The organism is Vibrio fujianensis, assembly GCF_002749895.1.
Lineage (GTDB): Bacteria > Pseudomonadota > Gammaproteobacteria > Enterobacterales > Vibrionaceae > Vibrio > Vibrio fujianensis.
The window spans coordinates 603,586-607,567 of record NZ_NBUS01000054.1 but is presented as its reverse complement, the minus strand read 5'-3'; the positions used below and the strand labels follow the sequence as shown (position 1 = coordinate 607,567).

Genomic DNA, 3,982 nt, shown 5'->3' with positions numbered 1-3,982 from the left:
TGCGTGGTGGAAAAAGGCTCGTCAAACTCAGCCAGATTTACTCAACTTTGAAAAAGAGATGCTTTTTAAAGGAGATGCTAGCCACATTACCGAGCTCGATTATCCTAATTTTTGGTATCAAAATGGTATTAAATTAAAACTCAGTTATCAGTTTGAGCCTGGTGAGGATAGCGATGGGGTGACGGTTCATATCCCACTTCCGATCCTCAACCAAATTGAGTCGACGGGTTTTGACTGGCAAATTCCGGGATTACGCCACGAATTGGTGGTAAGTTTAATTAAGTCACTACCTAAAACGCTGCGTAAAAACTTTGTCCCCGCCCCCAATTATACCGACGCATTTTTGGCGCGAGTCACGCCAATGGAGTTGCCATTACTCGACGCGCTAGAAAAAGAACTGCGTCGGATGACCGGGGTGGCGATTCAGCGCGAAGACTGGAATTGGGCGCAAGTGCCAGACCATCTTAAAGTGACTTATCGAGTGGTCGATCATCGCCATCGCAAATTAAATGAGAGCAAAGATTTATATGCACTTAAAGAGGCTTTAAAAGAGCAAGTGCAGCAAACTCTTTCACAAGTTGCCGACGACGAGATTGAGCAGAAAAATTTACATACTTGGTCATTCGGTGAGTTACCCAAGGTTTATCAACAAAAACGAGGCGGCTTTGATGTTAAAGCTTACCCCGCATTGGTGGATAATAAAGAGAGCATCGAGATTAAGTTGTTCGAAACAGAGTATGAGCAGCAGTGTGCTATGCAAGCGGGGCAGCGGCGCTTAATTTTACTCAATGTGCCTTCACCAATAAAATATTTGCATGCGAACTTACCCAATAAATCCAAATTGGGATTGTATTTTAATCCTTATGGCAAAGTATTAGATTTGATTGACGATTGCATTGCTTGCGGGGTTGATAAACTGATAGAAGAGCAAGGCGGGCTCGTTTGGCAACCAGAAGCATTTGAGGCATTAAAAGAGCACGTTCGTGCTGAATTAGGTGATACCGTTGTCGCGATTGCTCAACAAGTTGAAACGATTTTAACCACGGCTTATAACATTAATAAACGCCTTAAAGGGAAAATCGATTTTACTATGGCATTTGCGCTATCTGATATCAAAGCGCAAATGGAAAGCCTCATTTTTAAAGGCTTTGCGACCGAGTGTGGTTATCAACGGTTGCCGGATATTTTACGTTACATGAAAGCCATTGAGCGGCGGATGGAAAAATTGCCCATTGACCCGAATAAAGATCGGCTGCATATGTTGAAGATAGAATCGGTAACAAATAACTATAAAGCATTGCTGAATAAAATACCCAAAGGGCAGGCTGTTCCTGATGCTGTGAAAGATATTCGTTGGATGATTGAAGAATTGAGAGTGAGCTATTTTGCTCAGCAATTGGGGACGCCTTACCCCATTTCTGACAAGAGGATCATGCAGGCGATTGACGCTTGTTAATGAGGGTTTAGTCAGAAATTTAGTGACCCGATAAGCTCGCTGCTTGAGGTCCCTTAGGGATGACTCTATAATTTCTGAAAAGTGGTATACCTGCTAACTATAAATGATGGCACTGTTAATGGATACAGCAGTGGTTATTTTAAGTGGTGGGAAAAAGAGGCTTGCATAATGCGGTCTTCTAATGATGAAAAGGTTTATTATGAAAAAAACTCTTCTTGCACTGGTGTTGATCGGTGCATCTTCAACAGCAATGGCTGATGCGTTGGTTTACGGTGGGGCGTCTGTGGGGCAATCAGATTATCGTGGGGAATCAAGTACGGCTTATAATGTGCATGTCGGTACTGGTATCTTGCCTTTTTTTGCGGTTGAAGGTGGGTATAGTGATTTTGGCGAATTCAAAATTAATGGCGTTGATACTTCGGCAACGACAATGTATGCGGCATTAAAACCGAGCATCGATTTTGGTCCTTTGCATGTCTATGCACGCGGTGGTATCCACTCTTGGAAAACCGAAATTGGCGGAAGCAAAGATGACGATGGTTTCGATATCATGTATGGTGTTGGCGCAGAATATTTCATTATGGGGCCTTTTTCTATCGGCGCTGGCTATCACCGTTATACCCTTGATAAACATGATGTTAAGGTACTTTCTTTCAACGCGACATTCCATTTCCTATAAAAAATTGGCTTAACATAATCTTAAACCTCACCTTTATTTTTGCCGAATGATGGTGGGGTTTATTGTTGAATGCCCCCGTCGTCTATTCGGCTCGTTTATTTTGTTATGTCAGCCAGTGATGAAAAGCGACTCGTGACCAGTGAGAAATAATATAGTCAATTAAGGCTTGAGTTCTTCTGGTAGAAAACGCCGTTGAGGATGTAATAAATAGACATCAGAACCTTCCATTTGCCAATCAGCAAGTAATGGTATTAATTTACCTTGATGCAGTTCTTGAGTTATTAACCCTTTGGGCAGGCGAGCAATGCCCATATTTAAAAATGCCGCATTGACAATGGTGTCCAGCTCCTCTGATCCCAATCTTGGTTTCGGCATAAATTGAAATTTTTCTCCACTTTCCTGATGTATAAATACCCATGCTTGTTTTGTATTCAGAGTTAACAGCGGTAAATTAAGTAATTGTTCAGGATGTTGAAGATCGAGAGAATTCGCATAATCAGCTGAAGCACATAATAGTGATGGATTACTGGCTAACTTTCTGGCAACCCATTCCGATTGCGGCTGTGGCCCAAAACGCAGAGCAATGTCTAGATCGTGTCGAGTAAAATAATCCATACCTGCACCGACTTGAATATTGATATTAACGTTAGGGTGCTGTTGACAAAATTCTATTGCGAGTGGGCTGAGTTGATGACGAATTGGAATGATGGGAGCATTGATTACAATATCGCCACGATATTCACTTTTCGCTTGCAGGGCTTGCTCTTGTTTGAATTCTATTTCAGCAAAGAGTTCAGCATAGGTAGCAAATAGCAGTTCGCCTTCTTTAGTTAAAGTAATCGCTTTACTGGTACGGATTAATAAAATACGACCAATATCTTGCTCCAACTGCTGGATTCGCCGGCTTAAAGTGCTTGTGGATATCGCTTTTTGTTTCGCTGCGAGTGTAAAGCTACCACACCGTACGACAGCGATAAAAAGTGCCAAATCATCAAGTTTCATTATTAATCCCATTTTTGCAATTTTCTATCCCATTCTATCCTATTTTAGAAATGGTGTGATTAGGATATCTTGTCCGAGAACGTCTTTTCATCCATCAAGAGGGGCATATGCCAACCGACTCCACTTATACCGATAACCCAAAAATTATTTTTGCCAGTGTTGCCTTGGTGATTGCTTTAGGATCACTGGAAAAAAGTATTGTGACGACACCGCTCGCCTTAATTGGTCAAGAATTATCAGCAGGTGAGTCATTAACCTGGGTGATCACCGCTTATTTATTAGCGGCGACAGCGGTGTTGCCTGTTTATGGAAAGCTTAGTGATCTATTTGGTCGTGTTCGCATGCTTAATACCAGCATTTTTATTTTTATGTTGGGCTCTGCATTATGTACCTTTGCAATTGATCTTCCGACCTTGATTGGCTCGCGAGTGATCCAAGGTATTGGTGGCGGCGGTTTAATTGCATTGGCTTTTACTGTGATTGCTGATTCGATTCCTCCGCGACAAGTCGGCAAATATCAAGGCTATATTTCAGCGGTTTATGCCGTATCAAGCATTACTGGCCCTTTATTAGGTGGTTATTTTGCCGAGCATCTTACTTGGCGTTGGGTCTTTGGGATCAATTTACCATTGGGTGTGGTTGCATTAGTGATGGTTAACCGATACCTACGCCATCTTAATCGACGTCGTCATAGCCGGTTTGACTGGATGGGAGCTGGATTATTGATGATCGCCACCACCATGTTGCTATTGCTACTTTCATCGCATTCATTAATCTCCAATGGGTGGGGGGCATTTATTTTGCTACTGAGTGTGTTGGGGCTGATCGTTGTGGAGAGACAGGTG

The 3,982-nt window shown here is 42.4% G+C and carries 3 protein-coding genes and 1 pseudogene; 3 read left to right on the top strand and 1 reads right to left on the bottom strand.

Annotated features, from left to right (window positions below; all coding sequences use genetic code 11):
• Window positions 1–1,456 (top strand): DUF3418 domain-containing protein (locus B7C60_RS19770; protein ID WP_245869592.1); only part of this gene is annotated, 1,456 nt, incomplete at its 5' end.
• A gap of 199 nt (window positions 1,457–1,655) precedes the next feature.
• Window positions 1,656–2,135, top strand: coding sequence for an outer membrane beta-barrel protein (locus tag B7C60_RS15890; protein WP_099612479.1), 480 nt, complete (start codon window positions 1,656–1,658; stop codon window positions 2,133–2,135).
• Window positions 2,136–2,238: 103 nt separating this feature from the next.
• Here the strand turns inward: B7C60_RS15890 and B7C60_RS15885 are convergent.
• Window positions 2,239–3,149, bottom strand: a pseudogene (locus B7C60_RS15885) (LysR family transcriptional regulator).
• A 95-nt stretch (window positions 3,150–3,244) separates the two neighbouring features.
• Between B7C60_RS15885 and B7C60_RS19765 the strand changes: the two are divergent.
• On the top strand, window positions 3,245–3,982 hold a 738-nt coding region (locus B7C60_RS19765), incomplete at its 3' end, for an MFS transporter (RefSeq protein ID WP_245869590.1).